Raw genomic sequence first — 23,687 nt, 5'->3', positions numbered from 1 at the left:
CCACCGTCAACCTTAATTAAAACTTAACCTCGTAAAATTGGCATTGCTGCGGGAGTTCTTAATTTTTGGAGAAACGAACCCGCAAATTGAAACCGCCCCTTCCCATCCGTTGCCTCGTTATCCTGGTCTTGCTCTGGACCGGCTGCGGGCGCAAAGGCGATCTGCCTGCGCCGGCGGAACGGGATTCCATTCACCGTTATAACCAATGGATACTGGACAGTATGCGCCGGTTTTATTTATGGTCGGAACAGCTGCCCGCCAATCCGGAAATGCAACTGGCGCCGCCTGCATTTTTCCATGCATTGCGAAACCCATCCGATCCCTTTTCGTGGATCGTGCGGCAGCCGGGCCTCCCCGTTCCCGAGGGCACTTTTTACCATTATGGTATTCATTTTGCGCTGATACAACATCCTGGCTGGACGAAAGGACTGACGGGTGTGATGTTGTACGTCAGCAGCGGCAGCGCGGCGGAACGGGCGGGATTCAGTCGCGGCGATTATTTCCTGGCAGTGAACGGTTCGCCCATCCGCAGTCGTGAAGCGGCTGTATTACAGGCTTCATCCGGCGATGTATCGATCACCCCGGCGAAAGCGGAGGGCGGCGTACTAATGGAAATGACGCCCCGTCAACTGGCGCCTTTGCCTGGTGGCAGCGCGCTGCTGTCGTCGCCGGTAACTTTTCTGCATGATGGCGTGCGCACCATCTATCTTGCGTACCGTTCCTTCCAGGAATACGGCGACCCTTCGCTCCTGGAAACCTTCCGGAAAATAAGGAACACCGGCGCGCAGGAGCTCATTCTCGACCTGCGGTACAACGACGGCGGCTCCGTGGCCACCTGCGCCAAGCTGTCTGCCCTCCTGGCGCCCGCGCTCCGGGGCAGCGATACCTATATCAAATTTGAAGGGAACCGGCTGACGGGGCGGTTTTCGCGCACGCTGGCTGAGATACTGCGCACATCCGGCCAGGCGGCCGGCAGCACGATGGAAACGCTGGAAGCTGCGAGGCTCCCGCTCAGGAGGGTTTTCATCCTCACCACCCGCGCCACCGTTTCCTCCGCCGAACTGCTCATCAATAACCTCAAACCCTGGACGGAAGTGATACACATCGGCGATACCACTTTCGGGAAAGACCTGGCCGGGTTCATCCTGTCAAGCAGCCAGGTGCCCTGGAAAATCCAACTCATCGCTTACCGGTTATTCAATGCGCGCGGAGAAGGCGCGTACCATGACGGGATTTTACCAACATACAAAGTGAACGAATTACAGCACCTGCCGCTGGCGCCCATGGCTGCCGCGGAAGACGCGCTGACCGGGAAGGCGCTGTCGCTCATTTATCCCGGCCGCTACCGAAGTCCGCCAGATGCGCGGAACGCTTCCATGAAAGCGGTTTACAGTAGCCCGCATATCCAAGCCGCCGGTGCATCCTTCCCCATCATCCACCAAGATTGAAACGCATGCCTGCAGAGAAAGACATCATTTTCCGACAGTACTTCCAACGTACCTATCCGCGCGTAAAAGCCTACCTGGCCACTGTGATCGGGGCGAATATGCATGCCGACGACATCGCGCAGGAAGTGTACATCAAGCTATGGAAGCACTGGGACCGCCTCACGACGCCCGAGCCGCCGGATGCGCTGCTGTTCACGATCGTCAGGAATACGATGATCTCCCATTTCCGGGCGCGCCGGCTGCCCATGCAGGAGCTCGGCGAAAGGCACGATGAAACTTCCGCGGCCGACAGCACCGCTTCTTCCCTGCTGGAAAAAGATTACCTCGCCATTTACGAAAGCACCCTGCGCACGTTCCATACCGCCAAACAGCGGTGTTTCCGCATGCATTGGGACGATGGCCTCACCTACCGCCAGATCGCGGAAATGGAAGGCATCTCCGCCAAAACCGTGGAGCGCCATGTCAACGAAATCCGTAAGCTGCTGCGCACCCGGCTGGATGTCCAGGTATTGTATGTATTGGTGCTGCTGCGGTCTGCCGGCGACTTAACGTTATGGTAACACGGAAAATGTCTGTCACCCTTCCCTATTAGCGTATTACTGTCATGAACGCACAACAGATCCGCATATATCTCCGCTCGCTATCCGGCGGAACGCTCGGCGAAGCCGCGAGAAAGGCTTTGCTGGAGCGGCTGGAGGCGCTGGAAGACGATGAGCTGGACCTCATTTTCCCGGAAAGGGAATGGACGGAAACCGTGCCTGCCTTCGTTCCGGAAAGCGAGCAGATTGAAGTGTACAGCAGCATTATGGCACAGGTAAGGCCCAGGGCCAGGGTCCGTCGCATGACCTGGTTACGGGCCGCCTGCGCGCTGCTGTTCGTTGTTGCGGGCACTTTGGCCACCCTGACCTGGTGGCAAAGTATAGAAGAAAGCCAGCAGGCCGTGGCCGTACAAACACGCTGGATGCAGTTCAGCACCGGTGCGGGTGAGCACCGGCTCGTGACACTGTCCGACAAAACGCGGATCTGGATAAACGGCGCCACCACGCTGGAAGTCCCGGAAACCTTCGATGCCCGCCACCGCGCCCTGCGCCTGCTGGAAGGTGAGATTTTCGTGGAAGCGGGTATCGATCCTTCCCGCCCTTTCCGCGCGGAAATGGACAGTGTGAAAGTGGATGTGCTTGGCACTTCCTTCAACATGCGCAATTACCATAACGATCCCGGCGCCAGCGTATCCGTTGCCACGGGAAAAGTGGCCATGCGGCATAAAAGCATTTCCCTCATCCTGACGCCCGGTAAAACGGGGATTTGGTCGAAGCACGACGGGAAACTCGTGCCAGGCAAGCCCTCCGGCAAACCCGGCAGCTGGAAGCAACGGGAATTCCATTTCGACGGGGAAACGCTCGGCGAAGCCCTCGACGAACTGGAACACGCTTTCGGGTACCGATATTACACGAAAGACAAACGGCTGCTCATGCGCCCCGTCAAAGCCTCGTTCCGCGACCAGCGGCACGGCGACATGCTCCGGGTATTGGGCAGCATGGGGCGCTTCCGGTACCGGCAACAAGACAGTCTTATCATCATCACCGCCATTTCTCACCTGCCATAATTTAAAAACAGAATTTACGCATGAATGCATTTGTACCATTTTTCCTCCGTGCGGGGAACAGGGGTTTCCTTGCCCTGGTCCTGTCGTTGCTGCCGGCTTTCGCATTCGCCTGGCAGTCGGAGCAGAAAATCGATGTGAAGCTGGAAAAATCCACCCTGAAGGATTTGTTCAACTACCTGGAAAGCAAGACCGGGTACACGTTTAATTACTTTCAGGATGAAGTGGATCTCCGCGCCCCCGTGACCGTCAACCTCCGGCAGGCCACCCTGCAGCAAACGCTCCGTGAAGCCCTGGCGCCCACGCTTTACGGGTTCAAGATCGACGGGCGGTCGGTAATCATCGCCAGGAAGGCCGTGCCGGCGAAACAAGCTACCGGCAGGTTGTCTGGCGTGCTGGTAGACGCCGGTTCCGGCGATCCGCTGGCGGGTGCCACCATCATGGCGGGCAACACGGGCCAGGTCACCGACATCGCCGGGAAGTTCCTGTTCGAATTGCCGGAAGGATCGTACGCGCTGCAGGTCCGCTACATCGGCTATCAACCCAAGAAGATCAATGACGTGAACGTGGCCGCCGGCCAGACGCGCACCCTCAACCTGACGCTGCAGCCCGCCAAAGGCACGTTGCGCGGCGTGGAAGTGGTTTCGTCCGCCAATAAGGAATCTATTTCATCCCTATACGCCAGGCAGAAAAATAACGCCGCCGTGAGCGACGGGATCAGCGCGGAACAGATCCGCCGGACGCCCGACAACAACGTGGGCCAGGTGCTCAAGCGCATCAGCGGGCTTACCGTGCAGGATAATAAATTCGTTATCGTCCGCGGGATGAGCGAAAGGTATAACAACATGTTGCTGAACGGGTCTTCCCTCCCCAGTACGGAGCCCAACCGCCGCAATTTTTCTTTTGACATCATTCCCAGCAATCTGATAGACAATGTGGTGGTCAACAAAACCGCCACGCCCGATCTGCCCGGCGAGTTCACCGGCGGCCTCGTACAGGTCAATACGCTCGACATTCCGGCGTCGCCCTTTTTGCAGGTGCTGGCCGGTACGGGTTTCAATTCGCAAAGCACGGGGAAGGAATTTCTCAGCACGCGCCGCCTCCAAAGCGATTATTGGGGCGCGCCGGGCAAGGAGCGCCTTTGGTTCGACCGGCAATGGAGCAGTACGGAATTCGCGAAGCTTTCCGAAAAGAGTGACCAGGCAGGGCTGAACGCCATGAACGGAAAAATCCCCAACTTCTACGGCCTCCGCAGTTTTACCGCCAAGCCCATGCAGCAGTACCAGCTGTCGATGGGCGGCAGCAAACGTTTTTCAGGGAACAGGACGTTGGGGCTCGTACTGGCCGGCACGTACCGTCATGAAGAAAACATCGAGACCTTCGATGCCTGGTTCCGGCAAAGCCCCACTATCGTCGACAACGGCCGCCAATTCAATTTTATCTCCGCCGTGGGAGCATTGGGAAACCTGGCTTTTCAGACACCGAAGCACAAACTAGTGTGGCGGAATGTGTACAATAACCGATTTACCCATGAGAACATCGTGCAGGTAGCGGAAGATAAAAGTCGCGCCGGGCGCTCGCACGAATACATCTCCATCGTGGAAGCGGGGCGCCTTTTCCAGACGCGCCTCGAAGGCGAGCATAAACTGGGGCAGCACCTCAAACTGAATTGGTTCGCCGACCATGCCACCGTGAACAAGGAACAGCCGGACACCCGGTATTCCGTGGGCGACAGCCTGGGCATCGATCCAAAAACAGGCCTCCCCCTGCTCATGTACCAATATTCCCGCCTGCAGACATCCACCATCAAGGAAGGCGGCCTTTATGCCAACCGGCTACAGGAAAAGAAAAGGAACATCGGTGGCGATCTCACCTTCCCCTTCCAGTTCGCGGGGCGGGCGCAGAAGATCAAAACCGGGTATTGGGGCACTTTCCGGAATGCGGAATACGCACAGGTGATGCTGGCGCCCACTTCCGTTGGGATGAACAACCCCGACCGGATCCGGATCGCCGACTCGCTGGGGTATGGAAAGCCGGATTATGAAGTGTTCAAACCGGAAAATTTCCGCGCGGGATATTTCACCTATTTCCCCACCACCACTTCCGGTCTTGATGCGGCAGACCACTACGACGGAAAACAGGCGCTGCATGCCGGATACCTCATGGCCGACGTAACACCGTTGCCGAAACTGCGCGTCATCGCCGGCGTAAGGATGGAAAGCAGTAAAATGGACGTGCATACCTATACGCGCATCGTCCAGGGCAGCACGGTCAGGGCTAAAGACACCACCATCAGCTACCGCGAAACCGACTGGCTGCCTTCCGTCAATATCGTATACCAGTTAACGCCCCAGCTCAATATCCGCGGCGCTTACAGCAAAACGCTCGCCCGCCCCGATTTCCGCGAACGCGCGTCCTTCATGTATTACGACCTTAAGCTCCGGCAAGACGTGAAAGGCATCCAGGGGCTGGAATACAGCCGGGCGCATAACGCCGACCTGCGGTTCGAATGGTATCCCAGCCCGGTGGAAGTACTGGCGCTCACCGTATTCTACAAGAAATACGATAAACCGGTGGAAACCGTCAGTTACGTTTCTGCAGACAACCGCTACGGCGTTTTCTACTTCAACCTGGAAAGTGCCGTCAATAAAGGGCTGGAACTGGATTACCGGCATTCCTTTTCCTTTATCAGCAAAACCTCCGGTTTCTGGAAAAACCTGTTCCTGACCGCCAACCTCACGGTGATGGACAGTAAGGTGACCTATGACAACGAGAACATCCAGCTGGTGGCGGCCGGGCATCCGCCGAAGCCTTCTACCGACTCCACGAAGAACGAGCGGAAACGCCCGCTGCAGGGGCTTTCTCCCTACATCATCAACACCGGGCTTTCCTGGCAGGGCACGTATTTCGGCGCAAACGTCACGTTCAACCGGTTCGGCAGAAGGGTGATTTTCGCGGGGCTGGACGATTATGACGACACGTACGAAAATCCCCGCAACCAGCTCGATCTGCAACTGAACGCCCGCCTGTTGAAACAGCGGATGGAAATCAGGCTGAACGTGGCCGATGTCCTCAATCAATACTATATCGATTATTTCAATAAATATCCGGACGCCCGTCCACCGCAAAGCCCGCCGAATATCGAGTACAGCAATACCGACGATCCGAAGGGAATGGGATACAACCCCGATTCCGACTGGAAGCTAAAGCGGACGCGCAAGGGGACCAACTGGTCGATGACGGTGAGTTACCGGTTATGATTTCGCAGTTATTCATCATGATAAACCCGACAAGTTAACGACATCAAAATTGCACCATGAAAAAGCACTATTTATTGATGGCCCTGGCAGCTACCGCATTTGCTGCATGTAAAAAAGACGGTCAAAAGCCGCAGGACGACCGTTCCCTGCTGGCCGGTACCGCCGCTGCCGTTTGCGAACCCTGTCAAACCGCTCCCAAAGACCTCCCCGATGTTATCAGCGGCAACCGTACCCTGTATGCAGATACCTGCTACATCCTGGACGGCAAAACCTGGGTGAAGAATGGTACCCTCACCATTCAGCCCGGTACGGTAATTAAAGGCGTGAAAAAAGCCACTGCGAGCGACGCTTCCGCGCTCATCGTTACCCGTGGCGCTACGATCAACGCCGCCGGTACGGCAGATTGCCCCATCGTGTTCACTTCCAACGAAACTACCAAAGCCCCCGGCGACTGGGGCGGTGTAGTGGTGTTGGGCGACGCGCTGGTGTGCACCACCACCGGTACCGCACAGATCGAAGGGATCAATCCCGTGATCGTTCCCGCAGGTATCGACTATACCTATGGCGGCAATATCGCCAGCGACAATTCCGGTACCCTTTCTTACATCCGCATCGAGTATGCCGGCGCCGTTATCCAGGAAGGTAATGAGCTGAACGGCCTTACCCTGGGCGGCGTAGGTTGCGGTACAACGCTCGATCACGTAGAGGTGATGTATGGCGCCGACGACGGATTCGAGATCTTCGGTGGCAACGTGAACGGCAAATACCTGCTGGCACTGGCCAACAACGACGATCAGTTCGATTTCGACTTCGGTTACAAAGGCAACCTCCAGTTTATCGTTTCCGTGATCAAGCCTTCCGTAGAGTATGCGGCCAACAACTCCAACGGTATCGAATCAGACGGCGGCCAGGTTTCCAGCTGCTACAGCCGTCCGGTTATCAGCAACATGACGATCGTAGGCGCTCCGAACTGCACCGTAACCAGCGCCAACCAGCTGCTGAACGGCGCCCGTTTCCGCAACAACTCGCTGTTCGCCATGCGCAACTCCATCATTTACGGTTACCCCACCGCTGTTCGCCTGGAATCTACCCCGACGATCAACTCTTACAACAACAGCGTGCTGTGCGGTACCCGTACCGATTCCAGCTACTTCTTCAACAACGCCGTACAGGCCTGTGTAACTGCATTCGCCACTTTCACGCCGCATGCTTCCACCACGAGCAACACCGTGGCCGGCCTGAACCTGACAGACGCGTTCCCGGCCATCTTCGCCGAGTACTTCGACGCGCTGACGGCTTCGCTGGCGCCTGCCGGGGCACCGACGAGCAACGGCACGAACTTCTGTGGCCTGTCGCCCCTGAACTGCGCTTTCGCTTACAATTCCACCACGTATAAAGGTGGTGCCCTGGACGCTTCCGGTAATTACTGGCTGGGAGATTCCTGGATCCGTTTCTAAAAAATCATCCGCATGATGAATAACCGGAAAGGGCGGATGCACGTCCGCCCTTTCTTTCCCATTCCGACAATACGACACATGAAAAAATACATCCTTTTCCTGCTGCTGCCTTTCCTGTGCCTGGCTGCCTGTCAGAAAGACGGCGAGGCGGTACCGCAGCCCGAGTTCTACCAGCTGACGCTGTCCTGGTTCTTTACCCCCCACGCGGAAACCGCGTTCCAGGTGATCGTGGATGGAACGGTGGTTACCGATAGCCTGCTGTTCAACCAGGGACAGAATTTCGCCAGCAAGCTCATCCCCGGGCCGAGCCAGGGATTGAAGCACCTGGTGCTGAAAGTGACCGGAACAGACAGTACCGTGCTCGACACTTCGGTGATGGTCAATGGAAAAACGAGCTACCAGTTGCTGGCGATCAGTCCGGACGAAAAGCCCCGGATTTACCAGGGCGCCGGTTCCGGAACGGAGGCCGACCCTTCGCAGCCTTCCGCCGGAAAGATCCGTTATTATTACTACGATACGCAATTGCCCGAAGAAGTGAAAATGGTCTTTTACCGCGTGAACCTGGGCGTGCGCCCCATCGCTGCGGAAGAAACGCCGTTTGGCGAACTGCGCCTGAAGCGGGGGGAATTCTCCCCGTACCTGGAGTTGCCCATGACCGTGTATGGGCGGAACACCACTTATCTGTTCAAACTGATCGATCCGTCTAACGACGCCATTATACAGGATATCGTCATCTTCCCCACGCCGTTTACGCGGACGAAAGGCTACAGCGAATCCATCTACGCCAACCGGCCGCCAACGGCCGACGGGCTGCCGGTATACAAATTCATTACATCCATTCTGAAGATGGGCGGACCGGAAGATCCTGTTCCGAGAAGGGACAAGTACCACGACCAGCCTTTGTTCCAGACTACCTGGTAAAACCCTGCCCCTGGATTTCCATTTCCAGGCATGGCGGCCCTTGACAGGGGGCCGCCTTTTCCGTTGGGAATGATGCATTTCGTCCGGTTTACCGCGCATTTCGTGTAATTCCGGTCCCGGTCAAATTGCGTACATTTATATTAACGGCGATATGGATATCCTGAAAACAATCACCCGGCTGCGGCTGCATCACGTATTCTTCTGGGTCGCGTTCTTTGTGGTGTGGATCACATTGCGGATAGACGATTACCCCGACCTCACGCCTACCGTGCTTGCGGGGCTGCTCAAGGTGCTGTCGCTGGCGGGCGCGGTGTATTTCTCCAATTACGTATTGATCCCGAAGTTCCTCTATACGAAGCGTTATGTTGCCTTTGCCGCGAGTTTCATTGCATTGGTGGCCGTTACGGGGTTTGTGGTGATCGAAGTGCTGAACATGATCCTGCGGCCTTATGCTTCCACCATCACACATTGGCCGAACGCTACTTTGAACAGCCAGTTGTACGACGTGTACATCCCCCTGTTTTTCATGGTGGGCGCGGCGGCGGGGATCAAGTTCTACATCGATCAGATCCGGACCGTTCACCGGTTGCAGAGCGCCCTGCGCGCAGGGGCCGAACAGGAATTGCAGTTCCTCCGTTCCCAGATCAACCCGCATTCGCTCTTCAATTCCCTCAACACGATCTATTTTCTCATTCATAAAGAAAATACGCTGGCGCGGGAAACGCTCCTCCGGTTTTCCGATCTGCTTCGTTACCAGCTCTATGAATGCAATACCGAAAAGATCGACATCGCGAAAGAGATTTCCTGCCTGGAGAATTACCTCGCCCTGCAAAGGCTCCGCCATGGCGCGCAGTACGAGATTCATTTCGGGAAGGGCGACGGGGTGAAGGATTTCGACATTGCTCCGCTTCTGCTCATGCCCTTCGTGGAAAACGCCTTCAAGCACATTTCGCATCGTGCGTCGAATGCGGTTCATATCCAGATGGAAAGGGAAAACGGGCGCTTCACGTTCACGGTGGAAAATACCTGTGAGCCCCGGCCGCAGGGCGCTCCGGGCGGCATCGGGCTCAGCAACGTAAAGCGGCGGCTGGAACTTTTGTATAACGGGAAACACGCGCTCAGCATCGTGCCGGGCACGCAGCATTTTGCGGTCACCTTAACCTTGCAGGTATGAAATTACAATGCCTCGTCGTGGACGACGAACCCCTGGCGCGACAGGGCCTCCGCGAATATATCGCCGACGTCAGTTTCCTGGAATGGGCGGGAGAATGCGGCAGCGCGCCCGAAGCGGCGGATTTCCTCCACCGCCAGCCAGTGGATCTCCTCTTCCTCGACATCCGTTTGCCACGGCTCAGCGGACTGGAATTCCTGCGCACCCTGCCGCAAAAGCCCCTCACCGTCATCACCACCGCTTATCCCGATCATGCGCTGGAAGGCTTTGAGCTGGATGTGCTCGACTATCTGCTGAAGCCCGTTTCCTTCGAGCGTTTCCTCAAGGCGGCGAACAAGGCTAAAGCGCAATTGAAAGCGGAGGCGTCCGACCATTTCTATATCAAGTGCGAACACCGGATCGAGAAGATACGGTTGGCGGATGTGCTTGTCGTGGAAGCGTTGCAAAACTACATCGCCGTGCATACCACGCAACGGAAATACATCACTTACCTCACGTTCAGGGCGGTGGAAGAATACCTGCCGGCGGAGCAGTTCATCAAGGTGCACAAATCCTATATCGTGGCCGCCTCGAAAATCGACAGCATCGAAGGCAATACGATTTCCGTGGGCGCGCACGAAGTGCCCGTGAGCCGCGCGCTGCGCGACGAAGTCATGGAAAAAATCCTGCAGAACCGCTATCTAAAGCGTTGAATCCCCGGCCGAAGGCAGGCGCCGCTTCCTGCGTTTATTGAAAAGCATCAGGCCTTTATCGATCCCCTTGCGCATTTCAGCCTGCTGCTCTTCGGGCAGGGCGATCACTTCGGCGCAGGCGTCGCTGCAGCATTTGCTGTACTTTTCCGCGCATTTTTCGCATTGGATGAATAAGAGGTGGCAGCCTTCGTTGGCGCAGTTGATGTGCTCGTCGCAGGGCTCGCCGCACTGGTGGCATTGGGAGATGATCTCGTCGGAGATGCGCTCGCCGAGGCGGTCGTCGAACACGAAGTTCTTGCCCCGGAATTTATTCGGCAGCCCTTGTTCGCGGGCTTTGTTGGAATATTCGATGATGCCGCCTTCGAGGTGGAAGACGTTGCTGAAGCCATGATGAAGCATGTACGCGGAGGCTTTCTCGCAGCGGATGCCACCGGTGCAGTACATGATGATGTTCCGGTCTTTATTGTCTTTCATCATATCCACGGCCATGGGGAGCTGTTCGCGGAAGGTGTCTGACGGCACTTCGAGCGCCTTGTCGAAATGGCCTACTTCGAATTCGTAGTGGTTGCGCATGTCGATGATCACGGTATCGGGGTCGTCTGCCAGTTCGTTGAACGCGCGGGCGTCGAGGTACTTGCCGCGGTTGTCCATATCGAAGGTGGGATCGTCGATCCCGTCGGCCACGATCTTTTCCCGCACCTTGATCTTCAATACCCAGAAAGATTTCCCGTTATCGTCTACCGCGATGTTGAGGCGGATGCCGTTCAGGAAAGGGATGGAATACAAATGATCGCGGAAAGCTTCGTAGTTGTGCTCGGGGATGCTGATCTGCGCATTGATGCCTTCGCTGGCCACGTAAATACGGCCAAACACCCCAAGTTCGTTCAGGGCCAGGTACAAGTCATCCCGGAAAATCTGCGGATCGGAAATTTTGGCGTACTGGTAAAACGATACCGTAACGCGGCGGAAGGTTTCCGCGGCCAACCGTTGCTTTAACTCGGTGGCTGATACTCTGTTGTGTAGTGCCATAAGAGAATTTTAAGGACGAACGCCGGTCGAACAAAATTCTTTAAATAATTGATTATCAATTTGGAGCTTCCTGCCGTTTAACCTGACAGGTTGCAGCCGGCGCAAAGGTACGGAAATTTTTTTCGCCGGCGGGCGACGGGGTAGCAATCAGCTGTGTTTCAAATCACATTCGTCAAATACATTATTCGTATCCGATGAATGCGGGTAAGTGGCAGTTAAATTATGGCACGCTTTTGGAAAAAGGGATATATGAATGTGAGAATGATCCCGTGCTGCCCCGTTTTTCTTAACCCTAAACAGTAACCTATATGAGTATTTACGCAGTTTACCTCATCAGCGCCATTGTTTTGTTTTGTCTTTACCGCATTGCAGCTTATCATGCACACAGCGAAGTAAAACTTAAAAAAGCGGCAGGCAACGGCCGGCGGAAAGCACTCCGCGTCCGCGCTTAACCGCTTCCCAACGATATCCTTTGGCAAGCTAAAAAAAGAAAAGGCTGTCTCCCGGCAATCGGGCAGACAGCCTTCGTCTTTATACAAGTCGTTGCTATTCCACCTTGAAAGCTCCGCCGAGGATCCCTCCAAACCCAAGCCGCACGCCGATCCGCGTGTCCGTCTGACTTTGGTACCCGGCCACCACATCTACCCGCAGCACTTTGAAGATATTTTCCAGTCCGGCAAAAACCTCCACGTAGTTATTGTTCTTGTTCACGTAAAACGCATTGCTCCCCGCCACCAGGTGCCACTTCAACCGGTTGAACAGCGGGATGCGGTTGGTGAGCAGCCCGTTGAAATGATGCTCCACGTTGGCCGTGGCGAATAAATCGGCCGTGGTGCTGTATTCGTAATACCCCGCCAGCTGGAAGCTGCTGAGGTAGCGGATGTTGAGGAAGGTCTGGTTGCCGTTGAAATGCTGCATGTCGGGGATGGAAACGGATTGGGAATTGAGGAAACCGCCTAATCCCACATGATATTTCAATTCTCCCAACAGCTTGAAATTCATTTCATCTTTCACGTCGAAGTTCCATTTATCGAAATTCGCGTCGATGAAGCCTTTGCGGTAGCCGGCAGACAGGGTCGGGTATTTGGAACCGATGGCCCTCCTGCCCCGCGGGTACTCGATATATTTTTGTCCCGGCTGGAAGCTGACATTTCCGCCGATGGTGAGCACTTTTTCGTTGCCGAAAGGAATGTGCGCCAGATCATCAGGATGGTTGGGCGTGAAGTAGTTCCGGTCGCGGTTGAAGAGCGCGAAATCGGTTGAGTTCTCCACGGCGTTGCGGTTTTCGTACAGCGCGCTCAGGCTGAACGCGAACGAACTTTCGTATACCCTGCTGAAACCCAACGATGCGAAGCGGCTTTCGTACAATTTCATGTAATTCTCGCTCAGCAACAAAGTGTAGAGCGAATTCATCACCGGCCCGATCGGGTTGGCGCGGTTGAACTGGGTGATGCGTTTCCCGCCGCCGACCGACCATGTATTCCTCGCCCCGATGCCGCCGTCGGGCACCCGCGTGAGCGTGAGGCCTGTGCTGGCCTGCAGGTGCGTGTTCGAGAACCCGTACCGGACGTTGGACAGCCAGGTCAGGTATCGCCGGTGGGGCAAAGAGAATGTAACTCCGGGATTGATTTGCAAAGCCACCCCTTCCACGGTGTTGTAACTCAGGCCTTTTATCAGTCCGGGAATGTGCAGGCTGTGCGACTGCACCGAAGTATCTCCCTGGAACCACCAGCGATGGTTCACGCCTCCCCACACCACGTCCATCACTTTCACGGGTTGGGGCCTGGCGCGCAGGGAATCCAGCTGCATACGGCCCTTCGCAGAATCGCGGCGGGCGCGGGCGGTGCTGTCTTTCACATGGAAATCCCGCTGCTCGTCGGCTTCCAGCGGCAACGGGCGAACACTGTCCCAATACGGCTTATCCCGCCATTCGGCGTTCTTGTCGTATTTCATGATCACTTTGTTGAAGTAACCTTTCGGGAACACGGGATTGAGGTCGTATTTGGAATATACGTTCACGGAATTGGCGGTGATGTCGAACCCGAAAAGTTTCGCGGCGAGGTACACGACCTGGTCTTTCGTGCGCCAGACGTCAGGCGCCACGGGCACATGGGTTTGCCGGATCACGAGCGTGTCTATCAGCTCCAGCTGGTACTCTTTGGTGAGCATGAGGTCGGTGCTGTGGATGCGCCAGTCGTCTTCCGTGATATAAATATGCCCGGCGAAAAGCGGTTCGTATTTGCGGCGCGGGATGACGAGGATCTTGTTGACCAGCTTGCCGTCGTCCACGAAAGTCCCTTCCAGCCGGTACTTATAATAAAACAGCGCGTTGTCGGAAATGGGGGAAATGAATCCCCGCGGCCCTACCTGCGTCTGCATGGCTTCCACGTTGTTTTTGTAGAAATTGATGACGGTGGGGATGTCGAACCCGAGCCCACCGCCGCTGGACCTGCTGGAGATGACTTCGAGCTTCATGTCGGGATCGCGCCAGGCGATTTTGGTGAGGGATTCGGTGAGCGCCACGATCCCTTTGCCGGAGGAATCCACGCCAATGTCCGTCGGGTTTACTTTCGTACCGAAGAACCGTTTGGGCATGTTCCGCATCCGGGCGAGCATTTTGATATAGGATTCGCAGGTAAAGTTCTTCACTTGCGAGAGGTAATACGGTCTTTTTTTGATGGCTTGCCGGATGATGGCGTATGCAGGGTCTTCCCCGCCCGATTTTACGACTACTTCCTTCATCTGGAGGCTCACCGGTTCCAGCGAGAAATTCAGTTCCCGGGGCTCGTTGCCCGCTTCCACGCGCTTCTCTTCCTTCTTGTAGCCCATATATTGGCACACGATGACATGGCTGCCGGATGGCACATCCAGCACATAAGCGCCCATGGCGTTGGAGGTGGTGCCGAGGGTGGTGCCTTTGATCATGACGGTGGCGAACGGGAGCGGTTCGCCCTGGCGATTGGTGACGACGCCGCGGACCTGGACGCCGGAGGCAGGTAGCACAAACAGGATCAGCAAAAACGGGAGTACAATTTTCATCATGTGTCAAATGTAACGGTTGGCCCTACACGCGGCTACCCTTTCCCGGGCTTTTAGACAAACTTTAACACACAAGAGCAGATCAGGCCGCTTTTTTGGGCGCAGGGCGCAACACGCTCGCGGAAAGCGCGCCCATGCCCGCCACCAGCCCGCCGATGAGCGCCGATACCGCTACGAGCACCATGGGCATTTTGCTCCCGGCGATCAGCTCGCTCATCCGGTTCCCCAGGATATGATCGTTCCGGATATCCGCCACCAGCGCCAATACGCCCCACAGGAGGAAAATGGCGAAAAAGCCGCTGAGGAAAGCCTTTCCGGGCCGCTGTTGCCAAACGAGCGCCACGATGAACGCCGCCACGGCAATAGCCCACCAGGGCAGGAAAAGTCCGAGGATGTAGCCCAGCAGGGCCGTCAGAAGGATAGCGAGCACAAAGCGCATGCGGGTGGATTTATGAGAAAATTCAGGTAATCGGAAAGGAATTTACATAATTCAGCCACAAAATCACAAAAAAAACGGTTTCTGCGAGTTTGTGGCTGAAGGTGGGGAACGTGAGCGTATGCTTCCGTGCGTTAGCGGCTGGCTTCCAGCGCCTGCAGCACGTCTTCCATAATATCGTCTTTATGTTCCAGGCCGCAGGAAATGCGGATGAGGCCCGGCGTGATGCCTACTTTGAGCCTTTCCGCCTCACTGAGCTTGGCGTGTGTGGTAGATGCGGGATGTGAAGCGATGCTCCTGCTGTCTCCCAGGTTGGCCGTGAGGCTCAGGAGCTCCAGCTGGTCGAGGAAACGGCGGCCGCGTTCCAGTCCGCCCTTGATCTCGAAGCAAACGATCCCTCCGCCGGAAGACATCTGTTTCTTCGCGATCTCGTATTGCGGGTGGGAAGCCAGGAAGGGATATTTCACCCATTCCACATGCTCGTTGCCTTCCAGCGCCTCCGCCAGCGACAGCGCCGTGGACGCGTGGCGCTCCATACGAACGTGCAGCGTTTCCAGGCTCCGGGCCAATACCCAGGCGTTGAACGGGCTCAGCGACGGGCCGGTGCTTCTGCAAAAGGCGTACACTTCGTCCACCAATTCCTTTTTACCCAGCACAATGCCGCCCAGCACGCGTCCCTGCCCGTCGAGCCACTTGGTAGCCGAATGGGTGACCAGGTCGGCGCCCAGTTCCAGCGGCCGTTGAATGGCGGGCGTGGCGAAGCAGTTATCGACGTTCAGGAGCACATTGTGCTTCTTCGCAATTTTCGATACCAGTTCCAGGTCGATCACGTCGAGGCCCGGGTTGGAGGGCGTTTCGATGAAGATCATTTTCGTATTGGGCTGGATGAGCGCTTCGATGGTTTCGGGCCGGGTGACGTCGAAATACGTATGCTGGATGTTCCATTTGGGCAGGAACTTCGTGATGACCGTATGCGTGGAGCCGAAGATGGACGCGCTGCTCAGCAGGTGATCGCCGGCTTTGAGGAAAGCCATGAAGCTGCCGAAAATGGCGCTCATGCCGGATGCGGTGGCGAAACCGCTCTCCGCTCCTTCCAGCGCGCTCATGCGCTGGGAAAACTCTTCTACGGTCGGGTTGCTGAAACGGGAGTAGATATAAGCGTCCGTTTCGTCGGCGAACGCGGCCCGCATGGCTTCCGAATCTTCATAACAGAAGCTGGAAGTCAGGTAAAGCGGGCTGCTGTGTTCCATGTTCGGCGTTCTGCCGGGTTGTATGCGAATGGCCCGGGTCTCGGGCCGGTAGGTCGGTTTGATTTTTCTCTTTTTCATTGTTCAGTTGGTGTCAGGCATTCAGTTTTACTTCCCAGGTCAGCTGTGTGTTGCCCTGACGGAGGGTTTCGGCGACGGAGCAGTATTTGTTCATGGACAGTTCCACCGCGCGGGCGGCCTTGTCGGCGTCCACCTTGCCTGCGATATGAAATACGATATGTGCTTTTTCCCACAGAGACGGTTCTTTGCCCTTCTCCCGGTCTGCATCGATCTCGATGCGGAAGTCGGTGATTTCCTGGCGCTGTTTCTTGAGGATCATCACCACGTCGATGGCGGAACAGCCGCCGAGGCCCATGAGCAACATCTGCATGGGGCGAACGCCGTTGTTTTTACCGCCGTTTTCTACGGAGGAGTCCATTAATACCTTGTGGCCCTGCTCGTCCACGGCTTCCATGTTAAACCCGTCGTCAATGCGTTGTAAAGCGATCTTCATATCTCTTGTTTGTTCGGTTTGATGTAAAATTAGCAGATATGCTGCGCTTCAAAGATAAAATATCTCTATGAATAACATACGGATGACAAACGGGGTTCGTCAGCCCGGATTTGTAAATGGGCGTCGACTTTTGTAGGTTTGCGCAAAATTTTTTACACCGTTGTCATTGCAGACCTTTCACAGCCAGCAGCCGTTCAGGCTGGAATCCGGCGCGGTATTGCCGGGGATCGAGATCGCCTATCATACTTACGGGACCAAAAGCCCCACGGGAGATAATGTGGTCTGGATCTGCCATGCCCTTACCGCGAATTCGGATGTGGCCGACTGGTGGACGGGCCTGGTGGGCGATGGCAAGGTGATAGACCCGGCGCGGCATTTCATCGTGTGCGCCAATATTTTAGGGTCCTGCTACGGCAGTTCCGGGCCGCTGAGCACCGACCCGGCCACCGGGGAGCCCTGGTTCCGGACGTTCCCCCAGGTAACGATCCGCGACATCGTGCATGCGCACATCCTCCTCCGCAAACATCTCGGCATCGACCGGATCGGGTTGCTGGCGGGCGGCAGCATGGGCGGCTACCAGGTGCTGGAATGGGCGCTCATGGAGCCGGAGCGCATCGGGCGGCTGTTCCTCCTCTGCACCGGCGCGGCCGAAAGCGCCTGGGGCATCGCCGTTCACACCTCCCAGCGCCTGGCCATCGAGGCAGACGGGAGCTGGGAAGAACCGCGCAGGGATGCGGGCGCCAAAGGGCTCAAAGCCGCCCGCGCCATCGGGATGCTCACCTACCGGAACTATCAGACCTTCATGAAGGCCCAAACCGACCCCGACAACGAGAAAACCGATAATTTTAAAGCGTCTTCCTATATCGTGTACCAGGGCGATAAGCTCGTCCGCCGCTTCAACGCGCAATGCTACTGGCTGCTGACCAAAGCGATGGACAGCCACAATATTTCCCGCGGGCGGCATGCTGATGTGGCCACTACCCTTCGCCAGATCGAATCCAAAACCCTCCTGATCGGGATCACCAGCGATATCCTTTGTCCGCCGGAAGAACAAATGCTCCTCGCGCGTCACATGCATAACTGCGTGTACCATGAAATCGATTCGCCGTACGGGCACGACGGATTCCTCATCGAATTCGAAAAAATCGGCCGGATCCTCCACGAATTCCTCGAACTGCGATAATCCTTCCACCGGAAACCAACACCCCGTTTTCAGCGGCCCGTCAAACTACTTTGATGGCGCCGGTCATCCTTGTATTACCCATATTTCTAATAGAAAAATTTTTGGTTTTCAAAAAATAGCTTAACTTCTCTGTATCAACTGATACAATACAATAACCTGTTCATTTTCATTAACCAAGTTCCTAACCTGCGCCCTTTCCGATCACCAAATCCAGACTTTATGAAAGTATGTAGACAAAGTTTTTGCTGGCTGGCCACTTTGCTGGTTTTCCTTTGCCAGACTTCCTTCGCACAACAGCAGCAAACCATCAATGGTACCGTGCTGGACGCTACTACCCGACAGGCATTGCCGGGCGTGACCGTGTCCGTCAAAGGCGCCAATGCGGGGGCTGTCACTAATGCGAACGGTGAATTCTCCGTGCGCACGACCCATAAACTGCCGCTGACGCTCGTTTTTTCCTTCGTGGGCTATTCTCCGCAGGAACAGACGGTGACGGACGCATCCACTTCCGTGAACGTGCAGCTCAGTTCCACTGAAATCCTCGGGCAGGAAGTGGTGGTGTCGGCCAACAGGACCACTCAAAGCGCCCTGGAATCGCCGGTTTCCATTGAAAAAATCGATAGTCGCGCCATCAAGGCGATGCCGGCCCCTACGTTCTACGACGCATTGGCCAATATGAAAGGCGTGGAGCTCAGCACCCAGAGCCTCACCTTCAAATCCGTGAACTCCCGCGGCTTCAACAGCAACGGTAATACCCGTATGCTGCAGCTGATCGACGGGATGGACAACCAGGCCCCCGGCCTCAACTTCTCCGTGGGCAACATCGTGGGCATTACCGAACTGGATATGGACAACGTGGAAGTGCTGCCCGGTGCGGCATCCGCGCTCTATGGACCAAATGCCCTGAACGGGATCGTGCTGCTGAACAGCAAAAGCCCCTTCCAGTACCAGGGCCTCAGCGCCATCGTGAAATCCGGCATCCTGAGCGAATCCGGCAGAAGCAAAGGCACAACGGGCTATTATGACGTGGCCGTTCGCTATGCGAAAGCTTTCAACGATAAATTTGCCTTCAAAGTCAACCTGGGATATATCAAAGCAGACGACTGGCAGGCGTACGACGACCGCGACCAGAGCCTGCTGAACGGGTACGACCTCAAAACAGGCAACCGATCCAATCCCGGGTATAACGGCGTCAATTTATATGGCGACGAAACCAACGTGAATATGTTCCAGGCGCTGAAGCCGACGGCTTTCACGCCCGGCAATCCGCTGAGCAACGGGATCGCGGCGCTGTCTGCCGCTACCGGCGGGCTGATCACGCCGCAGCAGATCTACGGCGCGTTTATGCCCGACAGCGCAAAAACCTTCGTGTCCCGCACGGGTTACAATGAAAGGGACCTGGCCGATTACGATACCAAGAACCTGAAAGCGAACGTGGCACTGCACTATAAGATCAATCCCAACCTTGAGCTGCTTGCGCAGGGCAGCTACGGAACGGGCACTACCGTGTATACCGGTGCAGACCGTTATTCCATCAAGAATTTCAGGATGGGACAGTACAAGATCGAGTTGAGGGCGGATAATTTCTATGTGCGCGCTTATACCACGCAGGAGCGCTCCGGCGATTCCTATGCCGTGGGCACGCTCGGTGCGGGCATCAACGAAGCCTGGAGCCCCAGCCGCGAAAAATGGTTCCCGGAGTATTTCGGGACGTATGCCACGCAAGGGTTGACCACTTTCTCGACGGCTTTCCAACAGGCGCTGGGATCGGGACAGAATCCGCAGCAGGCCTTTGCCACCGCGGCTGCCGCAGCTAAAGGCGGGGCCGCCGGCTTCCACGACGCTGCGCGCAAATATGCAGACCGCGAACGGCTCATGCCCGGCTCCAAAGGGTTCGAAGACGCGGCCAACAAAGTGAAGGACAAGCCCATCCCGGGCGACGCGAGCGGCGTGGGCGCCAAGTTCATGGACAAGACCAACCTGTACCAGGGCGAGTTCATGTATAACTTCAAGAACCAGATCAGCTTCATGGAACTGATGGTGGGCGGTAATTACCGCGTGTATGCCCTCAATTCCGAAAAAACCATTTTTGCGGTAGATGATAACGGCGACGAATTCCGCATCCACGAATACGGTGGTTACGTGCAGGTAGGTAAAAGATTGCTGGAAGAGAACCTCAAACTGAGCGCGGCATTGCGGTACGACAAGAACGAGAATTTCGAGGGGCAATTCAGTCCCCGGCTTTCCGCGGTGTACACTTTCCTGAAAACGCACAACATCCGCGCGTCTTTCCAGACCGGTTTCCGCATCCCGCATACGCAGGACCAATACATCGACCTGCTGACGCCGCAGGCCCGTCTGCTGGGCGGCCTCCCCTTCCTCCGCGAACGGTACGGGCTGAACGGCCCCAACGTGTTCTCGCTGGAATCCATCCAGGCCGGGGCGCCCAAACCTTACACTTTCCGGGAGTTCAAGCCTGAAAAAGTGGAAGCGTTCGAACTGGGGTACAAGGCGCTCATTTCCGGTAAACTGCTCATCGACGCCTACGCGTATACCAATACTTTCAAAAACTTCAATGGCAGCCAGGTGCTTGTAAAAGTGACGGCTACCGGTCAGGAAGTTTACAGCATCCCCGTGAACTACGAAAAAGACCTCAAATCCTGGGGTTGGGCGCTGGGGCTGGATTACCGCCTGCCCGCCAACTTCACCGTGGGCGGCAACGTGTCTTACAACAAACTGCGCAACGAAGACGAGCTGGGCGGTTTCCAGGCGATGTACAACACGCCGCGCTACCGCTACAACCTCAATTTCGGCAACCGCAACGTTTCCCAGAGCAATTTCGGGTTTAACATCTCGTGGCGCTGGCAGGAAGCCTTCGTATGGTCTTCCTCCTTCGTGGGGCCGTTGGTGCGCGTGAACAACCTCGGCGAAATCCCCGCCTATGGGGCGTTGGACGCGCAGGTGTCTTACCTGTTCCCCAAACCGAAAGTTACGCTGAAGATCGGCGGTGCCAACATCACCGGCAAGCAATACATCCAATCGTGGGGCAACCCCACGGTGGGTACGCAGGCGTATGCTTCGATCGGTTACAACCTGTAGTCATTTTCTGAATTGCCATAATAGCGAAGGCCCCGGTTTTACACCGGGGCCTTCTTTTGTTGTAACCCTCATGATTGCTCAAGAGTATCTTTATACGTTAAAGCGGAAATGCATCACATCTCCGTCGCTAACGATGTATTCCTTTCCTTCGATGCGGAGGCGGCCATTGTCGCGCGCAGACGCTTCGGAGCCGAATTTCACGTAATCTTCATAACCGATCACTTCCGCTTTGATGAACCCTTTCTCGAAATCGGTGTGGATCACGCTGGCGGCCTGCGGGGCTTTCCAGCCGCGGTGGATCGTCCAGGCGCGCACTTCCTGTACGCCGGCGGTGAAGTACGTGATGAGGTTCAGCAGTTTGTAGGCGGAGCGGATGAGGCGGTTGAGGCCGGGCTCGGTGAGGCCGTATTCGGAGAAGAACAGTTCTTTATCGGTAGCGTCTTCCAGTTCGCTGATCTGCGCTTCGATGGAGTTGTTCATGATGATCACCTCGGCGTTTTCGGCCTTTACGGCTTCCTGGAGCGCCTGGGAGAATTTGTTGCCGGTGAGGATGGAAGCCTCGTCTACGTTAGCTACGTAGAGTACGGGCTTGTCTGTCAGCAGGAAAAGATCGGCGATAGCGGATTTTTCGTCTTTGCTGAGGCCCAGTTCGCGGATGTTGCGGCCTTGTTCGAGGTATTCCTGGCAGCGTTTGAGGATTTCGAACTCGGCTTTGGCTTTGGCGTCGCCGCCGGTTTTCGCCATTTTCTCGGTGCGGGCGATCTTTTTCTCCACGCTTTCGAGGTCTTTGAGCTGCAGTTCGGTATCGATGATGCCTTTATCGCCTACGGGGTTGATGGGCCCTTCGTCGCGGAGGATATTCTCGTCTTCGAAGCAGCGGATTACGTGCACGATGGCGTCTACCTCACGGATGTTGGCGAGGAACTTGTTGCCGAGGCCGTCCCCTTTGCTGGCGCCCTTTACGAGGCCGGCGATGTCCACGAACTCCATCGTGGTGGGCACGGTGCGGTTCGGTTTTACGAGCTCGGCGAGCTTGTCGATGCGCTCGTCAGGCACGTCCACCAATCCTACATTGGGCTCGATGGTGCAGAAGCGGTAATTGCTCGCTTCAGCTTTTGCGCTGTTGGAAACAGCATTAAACAAGGTTGACTTCCCTACGTTCGGTAATCCGACAATTCCTGCTTGCAAGGCCATTTTTCAAAAAATTTGCGCAAAGATATGAAAACCATTCCGTATTTCAGAGATAACCGGGAAAGAGTTACAGCCTGCATGTTACATATCACAAAATTATGGCCGGGATGGAATGAAAAGCGTATTTTGGCCGCTTATACCACTAAACCGCAGGACTTTATATGGCCTTAAACTACGTCTGGATCGCATTTTTCGTGATTTCCTTCGCCGTGGCACTGTTCCGCCTCATTTTCATGGGAGACGCCGAGATCTTCGGGGCCATGACCAAATCGCTGTTCGACAGCGGTAAAACCGGTGCGGAACTGGCGTTGGGGTTGACGGGCGTTATGGCATTCTGGTTGGGTATCATGAAGATCGGTGAGCGGGCGGGTATGATATCGGTGTTTGCGCGGGGCGTGAACCCTTTCTTCAGCAGGCTCTTCCCCGGTATTCCCAAAGGCGACCCTGCCATGGGCTCGATCGTGATGAACTTCAGTGCCAACGCACTGGGGCTCGACAATGCCGCCACGCCCATGGGACTCAAGGCCATGAAGGAACTGCAAGACATCAATCCCGACAAAGACACCGCCAGTAATGCGCAGATCATGTTCCTGGTCCTGAACACGGCCGGCATCACCATGATCCCCACGGCGGTGATGGCCCTGCGGCTATCGGCGAAGGCCGCCAACCCGGCGGATATCTTCATCCCGACCATGATCGGCACTTTCATTTCGTTTATTTCCGGCATGATCGCCGTGGCGATTTTCCAGCGGATCAACCTGTTCAAATTGCCCATACTCGTTTTCATCGGCGGGTTCATCGGCCTGATGGGCGGGCTTTACTGGTGGATGCGCGATATGCCTTCCGACCAGATCGCCACCAACACGGCCATCATCGGGGGGATCGTGATCTTTTCGGTGATCGTTTCCTTTTTGCTGATGGGCATGAAGAAGAAGATCAATGTCTACGATGCGTTTATCGACGGCGCCAAAGAAGGGTTTACCACCGCGGTGATGATCATCCCCTATCTCGTAGCGATCCTCGTGGGGATTGCCGTGTTCCGCGCCTCCGGCTGCCTGGACGTCATCATTAACGGCATTTCTTACCTGGTAGCCCTCGCAGGGCTGAACACCGACTTCGTTCCCGCCCTGCCCGTGGGCATCATGAAAATCTTCAGCGGCGGCGGCGCGCGCGGCGTGATGGCCGAATTGATGGACACCTACGGCCCGGATTCCTTCGTAGGAAGGCTCGGCTGCATCATGCAGGGGTCCACGGAAACGACGTTCTACGTACTGGCACTCTACTTCGGATCGGTCAATATCAAAAATACACGCTATGCCCTCACCTGCGGGCTCATCGCGGATGCGGTGGGTATCATCGCATCTATTATCATCGGCTATATTTTCTTTCATTAACCA

Annotated in this window: 17 protein-coding genes; 11 read left to right on the top strand and 6 right to left on the bottom strand. The window is 56.0% G+C overall.

The features are described 5' to 3' along the window. Positions 1–86: 86 nt before the first annotated feature. From WJU22_RS18050 to WJU22_RS18015, 8 genes are all read left to right on the top strand, one after another. A complete protein-coding gene (locus tag WJU22_RS18050; RefSeq protein WP_341839567.1) occupies positions 87–1,448 on the top strand; it encodes a S41 family peptidase in 1,362 nt (453 codons plus the stop codon). 5 nt (positions 1,449–1,453) lie between these two features. Then, entirely contained in the window at positions 1,454–2,008 is a 555-nt protein-coding gene (locus tag WJU22_RS18045) for an RNA polymerase sigma factor (protein ID WP_341839566.1), read from the top strand. 44 nt (positions 2,009–2,052) lie between these two features. After that, the gene (locus WJU22_RS18040) at positions 2,053–3,054 is read left to right on the top strand and encodes a FecR family protein (RefSeq protein WP_341839565.1); all 1,002 of its coding nucleotides are present in this window, start codon (positions 2,053–2,055) and stop codon (positions 3,052–3,054) included. A gap of 20 nt (positions 3,055–3,074) precedes the next feature. Further along, positions 3,075–6,311: a TonB-dependent receptor gene (locus WJU22_RS18035; RefSeq protein WP_341839564.1), complete on the top strand. Its 3,237-nt coding sequence runs from the start codon at positions 3,075–3,077 to the stop codon at positions 6,309–6,311. Between the two features lie 56 nt (positions 6,312–6,367). Then, positions 6,368–7,768 carry a hypothetical protein gene (locus WJU22_RS18030; protein ID WP_341839563.1) on the top strand — a complete coding sequence of 467 codons (1,401 nt, stop codon included), beginning with the start codon at positions 6,368–6,370 and terminating at the stop codon, positions 7,766–7,768. A gap of 78 nt (positions 7,769–7,846) precedes the next feature. Then, positions 7,847–8,689, top strand: coding sequence for a hypothetical protein (locus WJU22_RS18025; RefSeq protein WP_341839562.1), 843 nt, complete (start codon positions 7,847–7,849; stop codon positions 8,687–8,689). A 151-nt stretch (positions 8,690–8,840) separates the two neighbouring features. After that, a complete protein-coding gene (locus tag WJU22_RS18020; RefSeq protein WP_341839561.1) occupies positions 8,841–9,863 on the top strand; it encodes a sensor histidine kinase in 1,023 nt (340 codons plus the stop codon). After that, positions 9,860–10,552: a LytTR family DNA-binding domain-containing protein gene (locus tag WJU22_RS18015; RefSeq protein ID WP_341839560.1), complete on the top strand. Its 693-nt coding sequence runs from the start codon at positions 9,860–9,862 to the stop codon at positions 10,550–10,552. The genes WJU22_RS18020 and WJU22_RS18015 overlap by 4 nt, the downstream gene beginning before the upstream one ends. Here the strand turns inward: WJU22_RS18015 and WJU22_RS18010 are convergent. From WJU22_RS18010 to WJU22_RS17990, 5 genes are all read right to left on the bottom strand, one after another. Next, the gene (locus WJU22_RS18010; protein ID WP_341839559.1) at positions 10,541–11,581 is read right to left on the bottom strand and encodes a rhodanese-related sulfurtransferase; all 1,041 of its coding nucleotides are present in this window, start codon (positions 11,579–11,581) and stop codon (positions 10,541–10,543) included. The two genes, WJU22_RS18015 and WJU22_RS18010, sit on opposite strands and share 12 nt — an antisense overlap. Before the next feature lie 546 nt (positions 11,582–12,127). Continuing rightward, positions 12,128–14,623 carry a DUF5686 and carboxypeptidase regulatory-like domain-containing protein gene (locus WJU22_RS18005; protein ID WP_341839558.1) on the bottom strand — a complete coding sequence of 832 codons (2,496 nt, stop codon included), beginning with the start codon at positions 14,621–14,623 and terminating at the stop codon, positions 12,128–12,130. A 79-nt stretch (positions 14,624–14,702) separates the two neighbouring features. Then, positions 14,703–15,059, bottom strand: coding sequence for a hypothetical protein (locus tag WJU22_RS18000; protein ID WP_341839557.1), 357 nt, complete (start codon positions 15,057–15,059; stop codon positions 14,703–14,705). A 131-nt stretch (positions 15,060–15,190) separates the two neighbouring features. After that, positions 15,191–16,384, bottom strand: coding sequence for a trans-sulfuration enzyme family protein (locus WJU22_RS17995; RefSeq protein WP_341839556.1), 1,194 nt, complete (start codon positions 16,382–16,384; stop codon positions 15,191–15,193). 13 nt (positions 16,385–16,397) lie between these two features. Then, positions 16,398–16,817 carry an OsmC family protein gene (locus WJU22_RS17990; protein WP_341839555.1) on the bottom strand — a complete coding sequence of 140 codons (420 nt, stop codon included), beginning with the start codon at positions 16,815–16,817 and terminating at the stop codon, positions 16,398–16,400. A gap of 160 nt (positions 16,818–16,977) precedes the next feature. Here WJU22_RS17990 and metX point away from each other — a divergent pair, with 160 nt between their 5' ends. Beyond that, complete coding sequence (gene metX, locus WJU22_RS17985) at positions 16,978–18,000, top strand: homoserine O-acetyltransferase MetX (protein WP_341839554.1); 1,023 nt, start codon at positions 16,978–16,980, stop codon at positions 17,998–18,000. A gap of 219 nt (positions 18,001–18,219) precedes the next feature. After that, a complete protein-coding gene (locus tag WJU22_RS17980; RefSeq protein ID WP_341839553.1) occupies positions 18,220–21,099 on the top strand; it encodes a TonB-dependent receptor in 2,880 nt (959 codons plus the stop codon). Between the two features lie 90 nt (positions 21,100–21,189). Here the strand turns inward: WJU22_RS17980 and ychF are convergent, their stop codons facing one another. Continuing rightward, on the bottom strand, positions 21,190–22,293 hold the full coding sequence (ychF, locus tag WJU22_RS17975) for a redox-regulated ATPase YchF (RefSeq protein WP_423735354.1): 1,104 nt from the start codon (positions 22,291–22,293) through the stop codon (positions 21,190–21,192). Between the two features lie 158 nt (positions 22,294–22,451). Between ychF and WJU22_RS17970 the strand changes: the two genes are divergently transcribed. Beyond that, positions 22,452–23,684 (top strand): nucleoside recognition domain-containing protein, encoded by a 1,233-nt coding sequence (locus WJU22_RS17970; protein ID WP_341839551.1) that lies wholly within the window; start codon positions 22,452–22,454, stop codon positions 23,682–23,684. The last annotated feature ends 3 nt before the right edge of the window (positions 23,685–23,687 follow it).

The sequence above is a fragment of the Chitinophaga caseinilytica genome (assembly GCF_038396765.1).
In the GTDB taxonomy this organism is placed as follows: domain Bacteria; phylum Bacteroidota; class Bacteroidia; order Chitinophagales; family Chitinophagaceae; genus Chitinophaga; species Chitinophaga caseinilytica.
This window is presented reverse-complemented; position numbering and strand designations above follow the sequence as displayed.

What these genes read in the sequence shown, in the direction of transcription:
- WJU22_RS17995 (WP_341839556.1), bottom strand. Translation starts at nt 16,384, where the DNA reads ATGAAAAAGAGAAAAATCAAACCGACCTACCGGCCCGAGACCCGGGCC.
- WJU22_RS18020 (WP_341839561.1), top strand. Translation starts at nt 8,841, where the DNA reads ATGGATATCCTGAAAACAATCACCCGGCTGCGGCTGCATCACGTATTC.
- WJU22_RS18010 (WP_341839559.1), bottom strand. Translation starts at nt 11,581, where the DNA reads ATGGCACTACACAACAGAGTATCAGCCACCGAGTTAAAGCAACGGTTG.
- WJU22_RS18015 (WP_341839560.1), top strand. Translation starts at nt 9,860, where the DNA reads ATGAAATTACAATGCCTCGTCGTGGACGACGAACCCCTGGCGCGACAG.
- WJU22_RS17980 (WP_341839553.1), top strand. Translation starts at nt 18,220, where the DNA reads ATGAAAGTATGTAGACAAAGTTTTTGCTGGCTGGCCACTTTGCTGGTT.
- WJU22_RS18035 (WP_341839564.1), top strand. Translation starts at nt 3,075, where the DNA reads ATGAATGCATTTGTACCATTTTTCCTCCGTGCGGGGAACAGGGGTTTC.
- WJU22_RS17970 (WP_341839551.1), top strand. Translation starts at nt 22,452, where the DNA reads ATGGCCTTAAACTACGTCTGGATCGCATTTTTCGTGATTTCCTTCGCC.
- WJU22_RS18025 (WP_341839562.1), top strand. Translation starts at nt 7,847, where the DNA reads ATGAAAAAATACATCCTTTTCCTGCTGCTGCCTTTCCTGTGCCTGGCT.
- ychF (WP_423735354.1), bottom strand. Translation starts at nt 22,293, where the DNA reads ATGGCCTTGCAAGCAGGAATTGTCGGATTACCGAACGTAGGGAAGTCA.
- WJU22_RS18005 (WP_341839558.1), bottom strand. Translation starts at nt 14,623, where the DNA reads ATGATGAAAATTGTACTCCCGTTTTTGCTGATCCTGTTTGTGCTACCT.
- WJU22_RS18045 (WP_341839566.1), top strand. Translation starts at nt 1,454, where the DNA reads ATGCCTGCAGAGAAAGACATCATTTTCCGACAGTACTTCCAACGTACC.
- WJU22_RS18000 (WP_341839557.1), bottom strand. Translation starts at nt 15,059, where the DNA reads ATGCGCTTTGTGCTCGCTATCCTTCTGACGGCCCTGCTGGGCTACATC.
- WJU22_RS18040 (WP_341839565.1), top strand. Translation starts at nt 2,053, where the DNA reads ATGAACGCACAACAGATCCGCATATATCTCCGCTCGCTATCCGGCGGA.
- WJU22_RS18030 (WP_341839563.1), top strand. Translation starts at nt 6,368, where the DNA reads ATGAAAAAGCACTATTTATTGATGGCCCTGGCAGCTACCGCATTTGCT.
- WJU22_RS17990 (WP_341839555.1), bottom strand. Translation starts at nt 16,817, where the DNA reads ATGAAGATCGCTTTACAACGCATTGACGACGGGTTTAACATGGAAGCC.